9 protein-coding genes and 1 pseudogene are annotated in these 19,633 nt (G+C 57.5%); 9 read left to right on the top strand and 1 reads right to left on the bottom strand.

Going from position 1 to position 19,633, the window contains the following annotated elements; genetic code table 11:
- The first annotated feature begins 27 nt into the window (after positions 1-27).
- Positions 28-936 carry a LysR family transcriptional regulator gene (locus GRI32_RS00620; protein ID WP_160589203.1) on the top strand — a complete coding sequence of 303 codons (909 nt, stop codon included), beginning with the start codon at positions 28-30 and terminating at the stop codon, positions 934-936.
- Between the two features lie 259 nt (positions 937-1,195).
- Here the strand turns inward: GRI32_RS00620 and GRI32_RS00615 are convergent.
- A pseudogene (locus GRI32_RS00615) lies at positions 1,196-1,911 on the bottom strand (IS6 family transposase).
- Between the two features lie 190 nt (positions 1,912-2,101).
- On the opposite strand from GRI32_RS00615, the gene GRI32_RS00610 reads away from it, so the two are divergent.
- The 8 genes from GRI32_RS00610 (at position 2,102) to GRI32_RS00575 (ending at position 19,370) form a co-directional block, all read left to right on the top strand.
- Positions 2,102-4,453: a phospholipase D-like domain-containing protein gene (locus GRI32_RS00610; protein WP_160589202.1), complete on the top strand. Its 2,352-nt coding sequence runs from the start codon at positions 2,102-2,104 to the stop codon at positions 4,451-4,453.
- A 1-nt stretch (position 4,454) separates the two neighbouring features.
- Positions 4,455-5,990 carry a septum formation inhibitor-activating ATPase gene (locus GRI32_RS00605; protein ID WP_160589201.1) on the top strand — a complete coding sequence of 512 codons (1,536 nt, stop codon included), beginning with the start codon at positions 4,455-4,457 and terminating at the stop codon, positions 5,988-5,990.
- Positions 5,991-6,220: 230 nt separating this feature from the next.
- Positions 6,221-11,371 (top strand): DEAD/DEAH box helicase, encoded by a 5,151-nt coding sequence (locus tag GRI32_RS00600; protein ID WP_160589200.1) that lies wholly within the window; start codon positions 6,221-6,223, stop codon positions 11,369-11,371.
- The gene (locus GRI32_RS00595) at positions 11,371-14,157 is read left to right on the top strand and encodes a DEAD/DEAH box helicase (protein ID WP_202385876.1); all 2,787 of its coding nucleotides are present in this window, start codon (positions 11,371-11,373) and stop codon (positions 14,155-14,157) included. Before GRI32_RS00600 ends, GRI32_RS00595 begins: the two co-directional genes overlap by 1 nt.
- Entirely contained in the window at positions 14,157-18,020 is a 3,864-nt protein-coding gene (locus GRI32_RS00590; protein WP_160589199.1) for an Eco57I restriction-modification methylase domain-containing protein, read from the top strand. The genes GRI32_RS00595 and GRI32_RS00590 overlap by 1 nt, the downstream gene beginning before the upstream one ends.
- On the top strand, positions 18,017-18,298 hold the full coding sequence (locus tag GRI32_RS00585; RefSeq protein ID WP_160589198.1) for a hypothetical protein: 282 nt from the start codon (positions 18,017-18,019) through the stop codon (positions 18,296-18,298). The genes GRI32_RS00590 and GRI32_RS00585 overlap by 4 nt, the downstream gene beginning before the upstream one ends.
- Positions 18,295-18,579 (top strand): hypothetical protein, encoded by a 285-nt coding sequence (locus tag GRI32_RS00580; protein WP_160589197.1) that lies wholly within the window; start codon positions 18,295-18,297, stop codon positions 18,577-18,579. The genes GRI32_RS00585 and GRI32_RS00580 overlap by 4 nt, the downstream gene beginning before the upstream one ends.
- Positions 18,576-19,370 carry an HNH endonuclease gene (locus GRI32_RS00575; RefSeq protein WP_160589196.1) on the top strand — a complete coding sequence of 265 codons (795 nt, stop codon included), beginning with the start codon at positions 18,576-18,578 and terminating at the stop codon, positions 19,368-19,370. The genes GRI32_RS00580 and GRI32_RS00575 overlap by 4 nt, the downstream gene beginning before the upstream one ends.
- The last annotated feature ends 263 nt before the right edge of the window (positions 19,371-19,633 follow it).

Raw genomic sequence — 19,633 nt, 5'->3', positions numbered from 1 at the left:
GTCACTACTCATAGATATAATTAATGGATGCGATTCGACAATTTCGACCTGAACCTTCTCGTGGCGCTCGATGCCTTGCTCGACCATCGCAGCGTCACACGTGCGGCTGCACAGCTCAATGTCACCCAATCGGCGATGAGTTCTTCGCTCAAGCGGCTCCGCCTTGCGCTGGGCGACGAATTGCTCGTGCAATCGGGGCGAGGTATGGTGCCTACGGCCGGCGCCGAGCAACTGGCCCCCCTCGTGCGCGAACAACTCCTGCGGATTCGCAGCCTGATATCGTCAGCTACTGCCTTCGATCCGGCCACTTCGACTCGCCGCTTCCGCCTCGCTGCGTCGGATTACATATCCACCGTCCTGCTCGTGCCGGCCCAGCGACGTCTCGCGCAGCTCGCTCCAGGTGTCGGGCTGGAGATTGCCATGCCAACGACTGGAACCTCGGAGCGGCTCGGCAAGGGAGAATTCGACTTACTCCTCACCCCGCGTGAATTTGCCGCCAAGGGCCATCCCTACGACCGGATCTTTGAAGAACGGCAAGTGGTGGTCGGCTGCAGCACAAACCCGCTGCTGCAAGGGCCGGTAACACTGGAGGCATTCACTGATGCCGGCCACGTCGCGGTCCGTTTCGACGGGCGCAATACGTTCATCGAGAACGCGCTGGAGGAGCTGGGCCTTTCTGTCCGCATCGAGGTGATCGCCCCGTCTTTCGTCCAAGTACCCTACTTCCTTCCCGGAACCCGGCGCCTGGCTTTGATGCACGAGCGGCTCGCCCATCAGATGGCTCAAATCCTGCCGCTGGCAATTGCTGAATCACCGGTCGCCGTTCCTCTAATGCAAGAGGTGGCGCAGTATCATTCGGCGCGGAGCGGAGACGCCGGACTTGCTTGGCTGCGTGGGCTGATCCAGCAAGTCGTTCGGGAGCTGGAAGACGTCTGACTTCAGGCAGGCTGCCGGCCAGCCTTGCCGCTGCGCACTTTGGCCACCAGTCCTATCACCAGGATCACCAAGCCCTGCTCTCAACCACACACTTTTCAATCAGGTACGTTTGGTTTGACAGCACCACCTCAGGTGATGAGTTGAAACGACGGAAGGGACTTGGTGGTTTGGCTCGCGATTTCCGGCTCATCAAAGGGTGCTGTCAGTCTAATCGCAACTCGTCTCCGATCGGCGCAGCCGTGTCTTGATGGCGCTTCGATCAGGCCATGAGCGACTGCCACTCAGCCAGTGCGTCCGAGCGGCAGGTCTTGTAAGTTTGGCTGTCGACAAGATGGCGCTGCAAGTTGAAGTGGTTGTGGACATTGGCATGAACCGAGGCGAACTTCTGAAGCGATTTCATCTGTCGAAATCGTAACATCGCTCGCTCTCGTCGTCGGAATGGAAGGTGTGCATTCTCGGCCCTGTTGTTGAGCCACCGCCCCATCTCCCGGCGATCGAGATTGCCAAGATCGCGCATGGCAGCTGGATAGGATTTCAATCCGTCGGTGACGATTACCTCAGTCTTGCCATGACGTTTCAGCGCCTTCTTCAGGAACGCCAACGCCGCGGATTTATCACGTTTTCTGGTAACGTAGCTCTCCAGGATCTCACCCTCGTGATCCACGGCGCGCCACAGGTAGGACGCTCCCCATTGATCTTTACGAACACCTCATCGAGGTGCCAGCGCCACTGCCGGAACCCCTTCATCCGGCTTACTCGCTGGCGGCGGATGTCCGCCGCAAACAGCGGACCGAAGCGGTTCCACCACAGACGTACCGTCTCGTGGCAAATGTCGATCCCGCGTTCGAACAGCAGATCTTCCACGTTCCGCAAGCTCAGCGGAAAGCGGACGTACATCATCACCACAAGTCGAATGATCTCGGGCGAGGAGTTGAAATAGCGGAACGGATTGGCCGGTTTGCGAGGTCTGGGCATGACGAATGCCCTACCCTCGCCCGCTCACTCTTCAATCAGGTGCATTTGCTTTGACAGGACCGTTCGGGCCGTCGCACCTAGCTCAAGGCCGACGAGCGGTCGGCCATCGTCGCTGAGGCTCACCAAGACGGCGCGAATCTGCGCAATAGAAAATTGACGGCGAAGTCTAATCCAGGCTTAAGTCGTCGCCATGAACCCATTGGAGCTAGCAAAGTCGGCACCTTGGAATAGTGTCCTTTTTACGACCTATTCTCTGAGCCTCTCGTTCTTTGAGGCAGTGGTGATCGATGCCCTCATTCGCGGCGGAGCGCGAAATCCTACAATATTGTCTGACCCGGAAGGTGTGCGTGCCGGATTATCCGAGCTTGGCGCCCGTCTAGTTGGCCGCGACTATGAATTGCTTCCTGTCGAGCGGGTTGGCGGCGTATTCCACCCCAAACTCTCTGTTTTCCTCAATGACAGTGACGCCCACCTCCTAGTCGGATCGGGCAACCTCACCTTTGGTGGTTGGGGCGGAAACTTTGAATTGGTCGAACATTTGCATCCCAGCTTTGCCCCTGAGGCGATCGCCGATGCTGCCGAGTTCTTAGAACTACTCGAAATCGATGAACGCATCCGATTGCCGGCGACGAATAGGATTGCGCAGACGGCAGATGGCTTGCGTCGCGCATCTCAAGGTAAGACGGGATCCGGCCGAATTCGGCTTGTCCACAACGCTGCCGGAACGATCGCCGAGAGGCTTCAGCAAGAAGCGGACGAACTGGGCGGAGCAGAGCGTATCTGTTTCATGTCGCCATTCTACGATGTGAAGGGAGCAGGAGTTACGCGGCTCAGCAAGCTGCTGAATTGCTTCGATGTCTCGGGGTATGTCCATGATGCAGGGACGGTAAGAGGGTTTGCCGGGGGCAATTGGTCAATTCTGAATGAAGAAGTATTGGCGCCAGTCGAGATAGATCAGAAGTTTGCTGCGGACAGCCGCCTGCTGCATGCAAAGTCGATTGAGATCCTTTGCCGGAATGGTCGTTTGCTTTTGTCAGGAAGCGCGAACGCAACGTCCGCAGCCTTATTTGGCTCAAACATGGAGGCAGGAATCCTAAGGATCGAGCCCAACCGTCATGGGGCTTGGTCAATTGCTCACTGCCCTGCTCCCGTTCGTTCGGCGATCGAGGACGATGACCAAAATGTCGACGAAGAGCAGGTACAGATTCTAACAGCCGAACTCGTTGGCACAACAATCCAGGGATCCGTCCTAACAAGCTGGACCTCTGGCCCAGCGAGTATGACCTGCGAGATCGAGGGTGAACTCATCGATCTCGGGGAAATTGAAGTCGATAAGAACATGGCTTTTTCGCAGCGTGCTGAGCAGCTCGCTGAACGAGTCTGGAGCAGGGGCCGCGTCGTCATAAGATTGAAAGCCGACGATAAGGTTGCTGAAGGCTTTTTGATGATTACCGCAGTGGCCGCACTCATGCAGCGCGCTGGTCAAGCTGCATCGAGGATCTTGTCGGTTCTGGCTGGGACTGAGACGCCTGAGGATGTCGCGGCAATAATGGCATGGTTCCACGAGGACCCTTCACGCATGCCGCGAGCACAGTTCAAGGCGGCAGGAACGAAGGGTGAGGCCCTTGTAGCGCCGGACGAGATTGTGACTGCCGATATGATTGAGCGGGCCCATTTCCTTGAAAAGGGATCATCGGGAAGCGGCGAGCGATCAGCTGGATGGCAATCGGCAATGGCTGCTTTGCTCAAGGCCTTTCGCTCTAGCCGTGGCCCCTTCCGTTCCGAGGCAATGGCTTCCGATGATACTGGCGAGAGCCTGTCTGAGGACGCCACAAGAGATATGACGCGCGACGAGCGCGCAAACGAGAAGGCAATCGATTCCTTTTCGAAGCTTCTCGATGCAGCGCTTGAAAAGAAAAATGAGGGCCGCTTTGCTGAAATGATGTTGGGTATCGCCCATTATCTGGTCGACAGAATTCGGCCACCGAACGACCGGGTAAAAATCTGGCTTGATAAGATTCTGCGCGATCTACCTGAGATTGTTGAAGGCGATTTGGCCGAAGATGTATTGGCACTCGAGCTGGTCCGCGTCGCCCATTCACCGAGTGCGGATACTGCACGTAAGGCGCGGCGCTTGCTGCGCAGGAACGGGTTATTGTCTCAGCTTGAGAACGCTGATGCTGATAGGCTGCCTGCGTTTCATGTGTACTTTCCGCCAGGCATTGATTTCGAAAAGGCACGCGAAATGTTGGCGAGCGTGCGAACTCACCGTGAAGAGATTCACACCTTGTTGGAATGTCCGGGCGACCGCGAATTGCCCGCCCTGCCCCTCCTTGAAGGCAGCGAACATTGGCCCGTCTTTCAACGCTTGCACGAAGATCCTGAAGCGCGAGAGCGTATCGAATTCGTAGATGACCCTGTCACTGGATGCCCCAAGTGTCATTTGGTTCTGCCAACGGGGAACGCGCAGGAATTGCTGCAATTTGGCTTTACCCGCTGTGCAAACCGTTGCCGCAGACTGATCATTTCGAGGGAGCTCTGACATGGCGAGCACGCTTGAAGAAGTCATCGACAATGCGAGCAAGGCACCTGAGGCGCAGGTCGTCGATGAGTGCGATGTCCAAATCGGCGGCGTTGATCCATTAGGATTGCGCCAGATTAACTTTGACATGATGGATCAGGTGTTGCCGGGCCTGAATAATGTGGCGCGGCATGTTCGTCCCTACTTGCTGATGAGTTGGGCCTGGCGGCGCTGCAACCAGTTGGTCCGCAAACATAAGCGGGTCTCGGTCAAGGATATGCGCGACTTCGTCGATCGTATCGAGACAATTTATGCTTGGTCACAGTTCGCAGTTGACCGAGAAACAGACTTGCCGGGCAGTTCGGCGTTGGCATTCCTCGTCCAGACAGAGAGCTACACCTTCTCAGGCAAGGCCTGGGAGAAATTTCGCGATACCAGGCGCTACTCGACAGGCCTCATTGCCGCTGTGAATTATGGGCCGGGTTTGAGAAACATGCGGTGGATCGCCGACCTGAGCTCTCTTGAAGGAAATCCGATCACGGAACCCGGCGCATATAAGACAAATCCCGAGGGAGATCCTGCGCTTGAGGAAGCGCTAGATGCATTCGAAGAATGCATGGCAGCAGAGCTGGATCACCCTGCATTCAATGTGTTTGGGAAAGTCACTGTCGAGCTCGAGGATGTGAAGCGGTGGGGTGAACTATGGCAAATGGATCAGCTCACCGAGCAAGGGAGAACAGCGGCTTGGCGCAGGATCAATGCGGGCGAAGGAAGATCTGTGCGGAGCAAGGGTCTCGAGCTTGTTCGATATGCAGCTCTCCATGATACCGATGGAGTGAATGACACAAACGATGTCCGCCGCTTAATGGCCAATCCCGATGGAATAGGGTTTCCTGAAGACTTGCTGCCATTCGCCGCGCGGTGGCGCCGGATGCAGGTGCGACAGGTTCTTCGCCTGGCACTCGAGGGACTCCTCTATTGGTGCCAAGGCGAACTTCAGGAAGCTCCGCTTACTACCCGCCAATTGGCATTGAGGTTTCTCGATGAGGCCGGTGGCTATTCTGGACAACATGATGCGCTCGCCTGGATTGAGCAATTCGAACCTGGAAGTGATCCGATCGAACATCTCGACCGAATCTCGGCCTGCTTCGGCAATGGGGAAGGTCTCGCTACAGCCCTCATCAGCGCACTGCGCTTTTGCATTGCTGAGGCGCCAGACGAACCTCAACCATTCGAGAGGCCAGACCGGCTTCCGCTAGTGAAAGCGGCGCGCGAGTGGAAAGCTTGGGCTGATCTGCTGCCGGCCGCATTCATTTCCCGACTGCTAGAAGGCTGGATCTTTGCACAGCACACCTATTGGAGTGTTGGCCGCGGCCTTCAAGATGCGAGAGGGAACGGGAAAATGATCCTGCGCTTGAGGCTGTTTATTGACGAGGGCGGCTGGCGCCTTGCTCAAGGCATCGGACAAGGAACTTCACCAAATGCTACGCCGGATCGTCTTGAGACAGCGCTTAGCCTTTTGCATGAATGTGATCAGCTTCAGTCTACTGACACATGAAAAATGAAGCATCCTCTCTTGCCATTCGGGGGAGGTGTATCCCTTCCGTCGCAGTAATTTCCCTACCCTATCCTAGTTCATCCAGGCCACGCTTCGGAGATCGCTGGCTATATTTAATGGTTTTTGATCAATGATTTTCGTGATTCTTTAGTATCCGGCAGGCTCGACAAGCCTTCGGATTTGTAGTCTTTAGCCAACGACGTTGTCGGGAAAGTGGGGCCGGGTGAACAATGAACGTATTTGATCTGGATCGCTCACTCGTTGATCAATATGCTGCCTTTGCCCGATCATTCTCATCTATAAGAGCGCCCGAGATCAGCGATCAGATCGCGGCGCTTTACGAGCAGGGCAAGTTCTGGCCGGATCCTCTCATCACCATCAATCCGCGGTTTGAACAAGGCAAGACTATGTCCGAGCTGTCGGTGGAGGGCGTTGTCGACCCCGCGCTCCAGGATATCTTCGCCTTCGGAAGCGAGCGCACGCCAATCCGGCTTCATCGTCATCAGGAACGCTCGGTCGTAAAGGCCAGAAACCGCGAGAGCTTTGTCGTCACAACCGGCACCGGTTCGGGCAAGTCGCTCTGTTTCTTTGTCCCGATCGTTGACGCAATTGTTCGGGCGAAGCGTGCTGGCGAGGCTCCGAGGACAAGGGCAATCATCATCTATCCGATGAATGCGCTGGCAAACAGTCAGCTCTCGGAAATCCGCAAGTTTGTCGCTGAAGCAAATGTCGAGGACGAGCTCAAGCCGACAGTCGCTCGCTATACGGGCCAGGAAACTGCGGAAGAACGCGAGGCGATTGCGCAGAGCAAGCCCGACATTCTGCTTACCAACTTCATGATGCTTGAGCTCTTGATGACCCGCCAGGGCCAGCTTGACCAGTCGGTGATCGGAAATGCCCAGGGGCTCGAATTTCTCGTCCTTGACGAGCTGCATACCTATCGCGGCAGGCAGGGGGCCGACGTCGCCATGCTGGTTCGCAGGGTGAAGGAGCGTCTAAGCCCGTCATCAGAGATGATCTGCATCGGGACATCGGCAACGATGTCGAGTTCCTCCGACGATCAGAAGAGGGCCGAAGCTGTCGCGGAGGTAGCCACGAAGCTGTTCGGCCAGCCGATCGCACCGGCCAATGTGATCGACGAACTGCTAGAACGAGCAACCTCAACGGCTATGAAGGCTACCAATCTGGGTCAGAAGCTGAATGACGCGGTTCTGGCGCCGCTCCCGGCCGATTTGACCGACGAAGAGCTGAAGCAGCATCCGCTTGCATGCTGGATAGAGACCGAAGTTGGCCTAGAAGAGGGAGAAAAGCTCAGGCGCCGCATACCGATGACCCTGCCGGACGCTTCCGCCAAGATTGCCGAGCAAACGGGGCTCGCTCTCGATCTATGCGAAACCGCCATTGCCAATATGCTCGCGATGATGGGGCGCCCTGAAATCGAGCGCGGTGGATCGGGCGCCCGTGCATTTCTGGCCTTCAAGCTGCACCGCTTCATTTCTGGCGCGGGGCAGGCCTATGTGACCTTGGAAACTGCCAAGGATCGAAGGGTCTGTCTCGAAGGTCAGAAATTCCACCCCGATGATGGGACGGCGCGTCTCTATCCGGTCTTCTTTTGCCGGGAATGCGGACAGGAACACCTGAGCGTCACTCTCACCCACGAGGACGGCCAGCGCATGGTCCTGGCTCGCTCGATTGATGAGCCCGTTGGCGATGATGTCGAGCTCGACGGTGCAGAAACGGGGTATCTGGTCCCCGCGGTCAACGCGGACTTTCATTTCTCCGGAGAGGTGACCGACTATCCCGATGACTGGCAGGAGCTGAGTGCATCAGGGCAGGAGCGATTGAAATCTACCCACAGGGGGAAGCACGAAGGTATTCCTCTAAGGCTAACGAGTGATGGCTCTTTCGATGACGAGGGTGTCCTTGGCTGGTTCTTCAGGGGCAAGTATCGCTTTTGCGCGCATTGCGGACATCAGCCCTCGCAGCAGGCCCGTGAGATCAACAAGCTTGCCGGTCTTTCAGCCGAGGGGCGAAGTTCTGCGACCACCCTGATTGTTTCAACTGTGCTGGCATGGATGGAACGAGACGGATCGCTCGATGAATACACACGCAAATTGCTCGGCTTTACCGATAACAGGCAGGATGCGGCGCTTCAGGCCGGTCACTTCAATGACTTCATATTTGTTACGCTGCTGCGCGGGGCTGTTCTTCGGGCGGTTCGCGATGCCGGACCCAAAGGGCTGGCGCCTGCCAAGTTTGGCGAAGCGGTGCGGGAAGCGCTTGGCTTTGATCTCGAGGAACCGGGCCGTCTAGGCGATTGGATGCTCGACCCGAACGTCAAGGGTTATGCGAACCGCCAGCAGGCTGAGGAGACGCTCTCCGAAATTCTCGCTCACCGCCTGTGGGCGGATCTCCGGCGAGGATGGCGGTATACCAATCCGAATCTTGAAGAAGTGGGTCTCATCAGCGCTGCGTTCCCGGGACTGGATGACTTGGCGGGTGATGATGAAGAGTTTGCCGAGAATGCCCTGCTCGCTGGACTGAGCGCCGAACAGCGGAAGAAGCTTTTCGAGATCCTCTTCAATCAGATGCGACAGGGCCTGGCCGTCTCTACTGATGCGCTCGACCGTATGCGGGTCCGGCAGACGGCGGAATCCTCGCGCAGTCATCTCAAGCTCCCCTGGGCCATCGACAGAGAAGAAGAGGAAGGCCTGCGCGAAAGCGGCATGTTGATGATTGATCCGCCGCGCCAGGCCAAGGTGCGGGCGGCTGAGGCAGACCTGATCCTGCGTGCTGGCAGCCGAACCAAACTGGCCAAGGCGCTGCGCGACAAGTCAATCTGGGGAGAACAGCTTCCGCCCAAGGATTACGATGAGGTGATCCAAACGCTGATCAAAGCAGCGGAGGCGCACCAGTTCGTCAGACGCATCAATTCTGGTTTCGATGCGCCAGCTTGGCGCGTGTCTCCGACAGCGCTGAGACTCTTTCCCGCGGAGCAACGCGATGACGGAAAGCGCGAAAATCGCTTCTTCCGCGCGCTCTATCTGCAGGTGAGTCAAATGCTCGCAGAAAGCGGACCTCTTCCGCATGCCTTTGAGGCACGCGAACATACTGCGCAGGTTGACCAGGAGGTTCGTGAATGGCGCGAAGAGCGTTTCCGCTACGAGAAGGCGGATCAGGAGCTCATCCAGGAAGATCGTGAACGCATGATCGACCAGGGGGAATCGACCGATTTTCTCCCAGCCATGTTCTGTTCGCCGACCATGGAACTGGGCGTCGATATCAGCGCGCTCAACGTCGTGTTTCTCCGTAACGTGCCGCCGACCCCAGCAAACTATGCGCAGCGCTCGGGCCGTGCTGGCAGGAGCGGCCAGGCAGCATTGGTGGTTACCTACTGCGCAGCCATGTCCCCCCATGATCAGTATTACTTCGCAGATCGGGCAGCGTTGGTCGCAGGTGTGGTTAGGCCGCCTGCGCTCGATCTTGCGAACGAGGATCTGCTCAAGTCGCATTTGCAGGCCGAGTGGCTGGCCAAGGCCAAGGTACCTCTGCAGCCGTCGATTCCTGAGAATCTCGACATGACCAAGCCTGGTATGCCGATTGCGCTCGAAATTCGCGAAGGCATGGAAGCGATCTCGGCTTCCCATGCCGCGCGCCCGACCATGCGCCGGTTGATTGAAGCGATGCTGACCTCGATCGATATCAAGGATGCGCCATGGCTTGAGGATGTAGATGCCTTTGTCGCTGAAACCGACGAGGAGGCGCTGTCTGTCTTTGACGCGAGCTTTGACCGCTGGCGCAATCTTCACAATGGCGCCCGCGAAGAACAGGAGCGGGCCCACAAGATTCAGCAAAAGAGTGGGCTCAGGCCAGGTGAGCGCACGGCTGCAGCAGGTCGTTACAGGAATGCCTCTCGTGAGCTGGAGATTCTCGAGCGGGGCCAGTCGTCCAGTGGCTCAGACTTCTATGCCTACCGTTACCTTGCGACCGAGGGTTTCCTGCCTGGATACAATTTTCCGAGACTGCCGCTTTATGCCTTTGTGCCAGCAGCGCGAAGCTCGGTTCTCCAGCGGCCCCGGTTTTTGGCCATTGCTGAATTCGGGCCCAACAGCCTTATCTATCACGAAGGCCGAGCTTACCGGGTGACCAAGGCAAAGCTTCCGGCAGAAGGACGGCTGGACAGCGGCAAGCTGGCGACGTCGATCCTCATTCTGTGCGGGGAGTGCGGCGCAGCGCATACCGATGAGCTGCAGGAACGCTGTCATGCTTGTAACAGCTCCCTGGGCGGCGTTGAGCGGATCGAGACGGTTTTCCGGATCGACAATGTCGAGACTTCTCCTTCGCTCCGGATAACGGCCAATGACGAGGACCGGCAGCGGCGGGGTTTTGAAATCCAGACTGTCTTCCAATGGCCGATGCATAACGGAAAGGCCCAGCTGCGATCGGTGGTGCTCGGCTCTCAGAATGGCGGCCTGCTGCATCTGGACTATGGGCCGGCAACGCGGCTGATCCGGATCAACAAGGGGCTTCGCAGGAGAAAGTCGAAATCGATCTTCGGCTTCTTCATAGATCCGCAGACCGGCCGATGGCTCAAGGATCCGGCGAACGGCGATGATGATAACGGTATGGGAGATCCGACCAAAGCGGGCCCGCAGCGGATCGTTCCGATTGTCGAGGACCGGAAGAATGCACTGCTGCTTCGGCCTCTGATGAATTTCGATGAGGGACAGATGGCGACGTTCCAGCATGCGCTTATTCGCGCCGTGCAGATCGAATTCGAACTTGAAGAGGGTGAACTGCTCGGCGAGCCCCTGCCGACGCGGGAATTGCGCAATGCAATCCTGCTTTATGAAGCGACAGAAGGCGGAGCCGGAGTACTGAACCGGCTGGTTTCTAATCCGGAAAACATGTCAGCGGTCGCGCAGCGGGCGCTCAAGCTCATGCATTACGCGGCGCCGTATGAACCGGACAAGATCAGCGAGGCCGAGGACGCATGTGTCGCAGGCTGCTATCGCTGCATTCTTTCCTATTTCAACCAGCCGGATCATGAATTGATCGATCGCCGCAATGCCGAAGTGGTCGCCTATTTCTGCGATCTGGCCGGAGCAAAACCGTCGAGCAGTTCAAACGAAGACAACGAAGATCCGTGGAACGATGCGCTCAGGCGTTGGGGCCTGCCGGAACCAAAATCCCTGCAATTGGCCGGCGCCACCTACCCCTTCTATTGGCCAGCGCGCGATGTGCTGGCCGTGGTGGGCGAACCGACCGAAGAGCTCGGCCAAGAGGCGACCGCCTATGGAATTCTTGATCTGGTCATTCTGCCAGCCGCTCCCGGCGATGCGCCACCGGCCGAGCTCATGAAAGCACTTGGAGCAGATTGATGGAGAGTTTCGCCTTTACCCCTGGGGACCTTGTGAAGGCGCGGGGCCGCGAGTGGATTGTCATGCCTTCACCTTCGGAAGGCTTGCTGAAGATCCGCCCTCTATCCGGCTCGGACGCGGATGCTCAGGTCATTGCGCCCTCACTTGAAGCAATGCCAATCACGCCGGCAAGTTTCGCTGCGCCAACTTCGGAGAGGCTCGACACCCAGGAAGGGGCTCAACTTCTAGCTGATGCGCTGCGCCTTTCTCTAAGGCGCGGCGCGGGTCCGTTCAGAAGCGCTGCGCACCTCGGGGTCGAACCGCGCGCCTATCAGCTGGTCCCCCTGATGGTGGCGCTCAAGCAATCGGTTGCGCGCCTACTTATTGCCGATGATGTGGGGATCGGAAAGACGATCGAAGCGGGATTGATCCTGAGAGAATGGCTCGACCGCGGGACAGTCGATAGTTTTGCGGTCCTGTGTCCGCCGCATCTGGTCGACCAATGGGTGACAGAGCTGGCTGAGAAGTTTGATGTGGATGCGGTCGCGGTGACATCAGCGCGAGCGCGCAGTCTCGAGCGCGGACTTCCCACTTCCCAGAGCCTGTTCGAGGCCTATCCATTCACGGTAGTCAGCCTAGACTATATCAAGGCTGATAGCCGCCGCGATGATTTCGCTCGCGCGTGCCCTCCGCTCGTTATCGTCGATGAAGCACATACATGCGTTGGGGGAGAGCGCGGCAAACACCAGCGCTTCGAACTTCTCCAGTCTCTCGCCTCTGATCCGGACCGCCATCTGCTTTTGCTGACAGCAACCCCGCATAGCGGTGATGTTGCAGCTTACGACCGCCTTCTCGGGCTGATCCATGCGGATCTGACTGGCGGACCAGAGGCAGGGGATGCCAATGCCCGCGAGCGTTATGCCAGGCGCTTGGCGCAGCACTTCGTCCAACGCCGCAGGCCGGACATTCAGGACAGCTGGGAAGAGAAGCGTGCCTTCGCTCGTCACGAAACCAAGGAGGCTCCATATGCCCTTTCAGGGGACTTCGCAACCTTTCAGGAGGACGTGCTCGACTACTGTCTTGAAGTGACCGAACGTGCTGGCGCGGACAAAAAGACGCGGCGGCTAGCTTTCTGGGGCACTCTTGCTCTGATGCGCTGCGTGGGCTCATCTCCGGCTGCTGCGGCCAGTGCACTGACCAATCGGTTGAGCGGAACCTCAGATGCCACAGCGATTGAACCGGTTGTGTTCGATGCGGAAGACGGTGTGATGGACGAAGGCGACATTGAGCCGGCTACGGCGATCGAGGCGAGTGAGGAGCAGACGGTTCTCAGCCGACTCATCGATACAGCTCATCGGCTTGATGGAAGGCGCGATGAAGATCCGAAGGTCCGCGCTCTTTTGGCAGAACTTACGCCCTTGCTGAAGCAGGGCGCAAATCCGGTCATCTTTTGCAGATTCATTGCCACGGCCGAAGCTCTCGGCGAGGTTCTGCGCGAGACATATCCCAAGTTCGAAGTGGCTGTGGTGACCGGGACTCTGACCCCCGACGAGCGGCGTGAACGGGTGGCCGCACTGGAGGCCCATGACAAGCGCATCCTGGTTGCGACCGATTGCCTTTCAGAAGGGATCAATCTGCAGAGCGCATTCGATACTGTGGTCCATTATGATCTGAGCTGGAACCCGACGCGTCACCAACAGCGCGAAGGTCGGGTTGACCGGTTCGGTCAACAAGCGGAAATTGTCCGCTCAGTCATGATGTATGGAGAGAACAGCGCAATCGATGGCGCGGTCCTCAATGTAATCATCCGCAAGGCCAAGGAGATCGAGAAGGCAACCGGCGTCAATGTGCCGATGCCTGAGGACCAGGATAGTGTGACTTCTGCGCTCATGCAGGCTGTGCTGCTGCGCAATGATGGCTCGCGAACCCAGTACGTCTTTGACTTCGATACATCGGCTGAGCGCTTCGAGATGGCGTGGCGCGACACGGCGGAGGGCGCCAAGGCCAGCCGAGCTCGTTATGCTCAGGGTGCGCTCAAGCCCGACGAAGTGATCCCCGAATGGCGCAGGATGCGGGCACTGAACGGCGGGCCGGAAGAGGTCGCGCGATTCACTGATCGGGCGCTGAGAAGAGTGCAGGCTCCGCTGGAACGCAAAGGAGATTTCACGCTGGCGCATCTGGATTCGCTGCCCGAAACAATGCGGGATCAGCTGTCCGTTCGCGGGCTGAAGGGCACCAGGAAGATAAGTTTTGCTGATGACCTCAGACCGAATGTCACACATGTCGGCAGAGTTCATCCGATAGTGGCCGTTCTTGCCGAAACATTGGCCGAAGGCGCGCTCGATCCGATCGGCGCAGAAGGCAATCCGCTAGGACGTGCGGGCGTCTGGCGCACACCTGATGTCAGCCAAATGACCACGCTCTTGCTACTGCGGCTGCGTTTTCAGCTGGTAACAAGTGGCCGCACGAACCGCCTGCTTTTGGCAGAGGAAGCGGTGGGAATCGCGTTCACTGGCATTAGCAATGAGGCCACAGCTGAGGGCGTTGAAGCGCTTGAGCTGCTCGAGGCGCAGGCCAGCAGCGATATCGACCCGGCAGCCAGAACGCGGCAGATCGAAAACGCTCTGGGGAGGTTGGAAACCTATCAGCAGGCAATCCGCAAGCTTGCAGTGGAAAGAGCTGCGACGCTGTCCGACGATCACCTTCGATTGACCGAGGCGGCGGGTGGCGGCGCAACCGTAAAGGTCACGCCGGTTCTGCCTGCCGACATAATTGGTCTCTATGTCCTTCTGCCGGAGGCGAATTGATGAGCAGGCCGGGCAAACGGGCAGCCGATCTTGGCTTTGCCGCGATCACGATCGAAGGCGGGCTTATCTCGCCGGAGCAGATCACAGCCATCGCTTCTGCCACACCTGATCAGAAAACTGCCGCCGAGTATGGGTGTCCCAAGGGGACATCGCTGCGGGACGAGATCACGCGCTATTTTCGGATCGGCCAGGCGCACTGGCAATCTTTCAGTACAATCGACGAGCCTACGGTCACCCAGACGGCTGGCTTCGTGCGAGTGCTGCTCGAAGAAGCCTTCGGATTCTCGCTCGCCGGCCCAGTCACGCATGATCGGGAAGGCCGACGTTTCCGTATCGCGTGGGAAGCCAAAGCTGGGAAGGTCCCGATCGTTGTCGCAGCACCAGCGACAGGCGAAGACGGCAAGCTTGCCGATGGCTTCACACGGGCTCAGCCGGAATTCGGCGATGGGCCCGATGGCCGCATAGCGCGCCGTTCTCCGGCGGTCCTTCTGCAGGACTGGCTGAACGCCAACCCGGATTTCTACTGGGGCCTCGTCTTTGCCGGAGACCGCGTCCGCCTCATGCGCGACAATGCCAGTTTCACACGGCCTGCCTACATCGAGGCAGATCTGGGAGCGATCTTCCGCGACGAAATGTTCGCCGACTTCACCGCGCTCTGGTTGCTTATTCACAACAGCCGATTCGGGGCTGAAGGTGCGCCCGCCAGTGACTGTGCTTTGGAGCGTTGGCGTGAGGCGGGAATGCGTGCCGGAACCGCTGCGCGTGACCGGCTGCGCGGCAATGTTGAAGACGCCCTGCTCTCCCTTGGTCAGGGTTTTCTCGATGCCAACCCTGCCCTGCGTCAGAAACTCGACGAAGGCGCATTGTCGATGTCCGGCTACTTCGAACAGCTGCTGCGGACCGTCTATCGGTTGATCTTTCTCGCAGTCGCAGAAGACCGAAACCTGCTGCATGCGCCGGGCGCATCGCGTGCTGTCCGCGCGCTCTACGGCGAAAATTACGGCTTTGCCTACCTTCGGGATCGGTCCGCACAGCGCGGCGCTCACGACCACCACCAGGATGCATGGGAAGGCGTAAAGATCGTCTTCAATGCACTGGAACGCGGTGAGGGCCTGCTAGGACTTCCGGCCTTGGGAAGTCTGTTTTCGCGCGGCCTTACGCCGGATCTGGGGCAAGCAAGCCTGCCCAACCGCGCATTGCTGGCTGCAATCTACAAACTTGGCTGGCTGATTGATGACAAGCGCCGGGTCCGGATCAACTGGCGCGATATGGCGACCGAGGAACTGGGCAGCGTCTATGAAGGCCTGCTGGAACTCGTTCCCATGCGCGAAGATGAGGGGCGCACCTTTACCTTGGATTCGGGGCTCAAGGGCAACACGCGCAAGACCAGCGGAAGCTATTATACCCCTGACAGTCTGGTGCAGACGCTGCTCGATAGCGCGCTGGATCCGGTTCTGGATCGGGCTGAGGCGGAAGGCGGCGTCGAGGCAATTCTGGCCCTCAGGGTGATAGATCCTGCCAGTGGCTCGGGGCATTTCCTGCTTGGCGCGGCGCGGCGCATGGCAACCAGAGTGGCCCAGCTTCGCGATAGCGATGCGCCCGATTATCACCGTGCACTGCGCGATGTCGTTTCAAGCTGCATCTACGGGGTGGATCGCAACCCGATGGCGGTGGAGTTGGCCAAGGTGGCGCTGTGGATCGAGAGTGTTTCTCCAGGACAACCGCTGGGCTTTCTTGATGCCAATATCCGCTGCGGCGACGCGCTGCTCGGCGTGTTCGACCTTGAGGCACTGGAGCAGGGTATTCCCGACGATGCCTACAAACCGCTGACGGGCGACAGCGAAGATGCGGCCAAATACTGGAACATAAAGAACAAGAACGAAAAGAAAGGCCAGGGTGCTTTCGATTTCGATAGCGGTGGCGGGGCCATGCCGCCGCGCAAATTGGCCGCGAACCTTTCCACGATCCGCCGGATGAGCGAAGACACGGTGAGCCAAGTGGAAAAGAAGCGCGAGGCGTTCGAGGCGTGGCGGCGCGATCCCGATCGCTATGCTACCAAGGTCGCCTGCGATCTCTATACTGCCGCCTACCTACTCCCCAAGCTGGAGGTGCCGGAAAACTATCAGCGCGGCCAAGTGCCAACCACCGCAGACGTTTGGAAGAAGCTGGGCGGCGGGCAGATTTATGGCCCGTTGGAAGCCGCCAGCGTGGATGCCGCCGAATTCGCCCGCGCTTTCCATTGGCCGCTCGCCTTTCCCGATGTGCTGATCGGAAAGGGTGGCTTCGACGTTGTTCTGGGTAACCCACCGTGGGAAAAATTTACGATCCTTGAGCGCGAATTTTTTGCCGCGTACTCAGAAATCGCCGAAGAAGCCAATGCATCGAAGCGTAAACGACTGATTTCTGCCGCCTTCGAAAAATCTCCAGAACTTGCAAAGATTTGGGGCAAAGAGCAGCGGCTTGTTTCAGCTTTCGGCAAGTTCTTGCGTAGCTCGAACCGGTTCAAATTATCCGCTGTGGGCGAATTGAACCTCTATCCCCTTTTCGCCGAACTATCGCTAAGTTTATTAAGTGCGACCGGGAAAAGCGGGCTTATAGTGAAGTCTATGATGTTCACTGGCTCCACTTGGAAGGGTTTCACCGATTATCTCATTACTAGTGGACGATTGGAATCGGTATTCGACTTCAAGAACTGGGAGATGCTATTTCCTACAGTAGGTTATCATGAGCGCTATTCTCTGGCGACATTCACGGGAGCTGTCACTGAAACGGTGTTAAAGCTTGCAGTTGGACTGACTCACTCCCGAAACCTAGTTCAAGAAGGCGTGATAATCAAAATCAACAGGGAGATACCTCGGCAACTTAATCCAGATACGGGGACTTTGCCGCAATGCGAGAGTTCTGAAGATTTGCGCATTCTGACCCGTGTCGCAACTGCATTTCCCACGCTCGGAGTATCACCGTGGCATGCTCATTACACAAGCGGACTGCATATGACTTCCGATGCTGCCGAGCTGCGCGACTTAGAGGAGTTGCAAGGCGCGGGTTATAAGCTCGTAGGCTCTTGGTTTGCTTTGGGGGAAGAAGTTTTTGCTCCAGTTTACGAGGGCAAACTAATTCATCAATTTGACCACCGATTTGCAACCTTTGACGGCATCCCTCCTGAAAAGCGGTTTGGAATTAAGGCGGCAACGATCACACCAACCCTCGAGGTAAAAGGGCAGCGGGACTTCGAGATTTTGCCGCGTTATTGGGTGCGTGGAGCTTTCCAAGAAGCCAACCTGGCCGCTAGGGGTTTGCGTGATAACTGGAATATCGCTTTCCGCGATACGACAAACGTTATCAGCAATTTCCGCACAGCGGTTGGATGTGTTGTTGGCCCAGCGGCTTTTAACTACAAGGCCCCAAATATCGTGATAAGTAAGGGCGACCCACGACAGTCTGCACTATTTTTGTCCATGTTCAATTCAACGCCATTTGATTACCTAATCAGACAAAAATTTTATGGCGCAAACTTCACTAAATCGCTGCTTTTGCAATCGTTTGTGGTCCCTCCAGAGGCGGTCGCTCAACACCATGATAGTCTTATAGATGCGGTGGTGGCATTGACGAACACATCGGATAGCGTGATTTTCTTCGCCAAAGATCTTGACCGCACTCATCTAAGCACGACTAACCCCGAGGAGAGGTTAATGCTGAGGGCGTGGATTGACGCAGTGTATTTCACTGCGTTTGGTTTTGCTCGATCTGAAGTCGAATATGTCTTCGGCACGTTTCCGATTTGGAAAGAGAAATCCGAAAATGTTTGGGGCCGCTTTCGAGAAAGAGACGAGGCGTTACGCTTTTTTGAGAATATGGAATGAGTACGACGGCGTCGCGTTCGATACCTCTCTTCGCGCGCGACCATGGGCATGAGGGGACTACGTTTGGCTGCGCCGAGGACTCCCGCGCCCCCCGTTGCGCTGAGCTCGATCTCAAGGACGTGATGGGCGAAGACTGCCCAAGCGAAACTTTCCGCGACTTCCAGAGGAACGAAATCGCCAGACACGGCGAATACCGCACCCAACGCATCGTCCTCGCCACCTATGATGATACGCTGGTGGCCGGCGGCATGCGGCCACGGACGGAGGGATATCGGTGACCAAGTTCGATCCGGAAACCTTCTCGGATAACGTGCAGCTTGCCGGTTTCCATATGGAGGCGGGGCAACGCAATTTCATGGAGCTCGTAAGAATCATTGCGGCCGATCTGGATACCAGCATGACAGCCTTGCGCCCCTACCTCCGCGCTTGGTTCAACGGCGCCCGTGATGCGCTGGAAGATTTTGGTATTGATGTTAGCGATGCGAGTTCCGCTGATGAAGTTGCGGCTGCTATGCGCTGTTTTGCGATGTGGGCCGATCAGCCGGTTGAAGCAGAATGATCGACGCGAAGAACCGCCTCTCGGAATATCCATTCCTACTCCAATCAGAGCTACGCGATGCAGCTAACGAACACGGTTATCGGGTCGGCCCGGAACAGTCGGCCGGCTGGCTGTTCTTTCGTTCTGCTTCGGCTCCTGGCGAAATAGCACTTGCGGCCACTCCTGCGGGTATGTCCGGTCCATTCTTCCTCTCAATCTCTCATCCAGGCGCTGCGCGGGAATTGATGGCAGAAGTGGCCAGCCCTTGTGCCAAGGGCCACGTGGCAGCCTTTGCATTTGAGAGGCGGGAAGCACTTTTCGCCGCGGTGGGTGAAGTCTACCGCTTGTCTATCAGTCTTCCGACGCTGCCCTTCGAAGATTTCGTTCGTGAGACCGCGCATCTCGGAAACACCGAAGCCGAGCAGATGCAGAAAGTTCGCATCGGGCAGGCCCGTTTTCGTGATGCCTTGATGAACTATTGGAATGGCACGTGTCCGCTGACAGGGATATCCAATCCGGAATTGCTGCGCGCATCGCATATCATCGGCTGGGCCAAGTGCGACAGCGACCAGGAACGATTGAATGTCTATAACGGCTTCTTGCTCTCATCGCTTTGGGATGCGGCGTTCGACAGTGGACTCGTGACCTTCGATGATCATGGGCGTGCAGTACCCTCGCCGTTGCTCGACGACAAAGCGGCGAGAGAAATGAGCGTCGGCAGCGTTCCACCGCTGGTACTGACGGACGACCACAGATCGCGCCTTGCGTGGCATCGCATCCATTGCTGGCAGGGTGACATGCCAGGAGCTTAAGAATCCCGATTAGCGCCGATTAGGTTCGCCAAAGTCATTCGCTGCCGCAAGGGATCTTGCGCTAAACGACAGGAATTGGGCCGTTTGCGGACTGACTGCTTTTAGGCTCCTTGAGTTCCAAGCCGACATTCAGCCAACGATGCAATAGCGCTCGTTAGAGGCTCTTTCGACTAGCTTTGTATCGGCTGGCCTCTATCATCGACAGCATGGCTGGGATGATGAGTACGAAACCTTGGAAGGATCTAAACGGTAGGATCCATGCC

It is taken from the genome of Alteraurantiacibacter aestuarii, assembly GCF_009827405.1.
Classification (GTDB): Bacteria; Pseudomonadota; Alphaproteobacteria; order Sphingomonadales; family Sphingomonadaceae; genus Alteraurantiacibacter; species Alteraurantiacibacter aestuarii.
This window is presented reverse-complemented; position numbering and strand designations above follow the sequence as displayed.